The sequence below is a fragment of the Vibrio sp. 10N.261.52.A1 genome, assembly GCF_002876325.1.
Taxonomy (GTDB): Bacteria; Pseudomonadota; Gammaproteobacteria; order Enterobacterales; family Vibrionaceae; genus Vibrio; species Vibrio chagasii.
Genome location: NZ_MCYD01001059.1, coordinates 1 through 571, shown reverse-complemented (window position 1 = coordinate 571; position 571 = coordinate 1). Strand labels below are relative to the sequence as shown.

At 44.3% G+C, this 571-nt stretch carries 1 protein-coding gene and 1 pseudogene; both read left to right on the top strand.

Annotation, left to right across the window (positions count from 1 at the left end):
- On the top strand, positions 1–384 hold a 384-nt coding region (locus BCT81_RS22895; RefSeq protein ID WP_133152695.1), incomplete at its 5' end, for an ABC transporter permease subunit.
- A gap of 52 nt (positions 385–436) precedes the next feature.
- Positions 437–571 (top strand): annotated as a pseudogene (gene oppD, locus BCT81_RS22890) (oligopeptide ABC transporter ATP-binding protein OppD); the annotation flags it as partial.

Below are 571 nucleotides of genomic sequence, written 5' to 3'. Positions count from 1 at the left end.
TGGCTAGATATGGCGCGTATCGTACGTGGCCAAACGCTGAGTTTACGTAGTAAAGAGTTCATTGAAGCTGCACACGTATGTGGTGTAAGCAAATGGAAGATCATTACACGTCACATCGTTCCAAACGTTCTAGGTATCGTAGCCGTTTACTCTACGCTGCTTATTCCGAGCATGATCCTTACTGAATCATTCTTATCTTTCCTTGGTCTTGGTGTTCAAGAGCCTATGACAAGCTGGGGCGCACTGCTTCAAGAAGGTTCGCAAACAATGGAAGTTGCAATTTGGCAACTGGCATTCCCTGCGGTATTCATGGTTGTCACGCTGTTCTGCTTTAACTACGTAGGCGACGGTCTGCGCGATGCGCTTGATCCAAAAGACAGATAAAAATTAATAGCAAATAAAACTACAAAAGCTATAAAAGATTAAGGAAGCAATGATGAGCTTATTAGATGTCAAAGACCTGCGCGTCGAATTTACCACGCAAGATGGTATCGTAACCGCAGTAAACGACTTGAACTTCTCACTTAACCAAGGCGAAACGCTGGGTATTGTTGGTGAGTCAGGTTCAGGT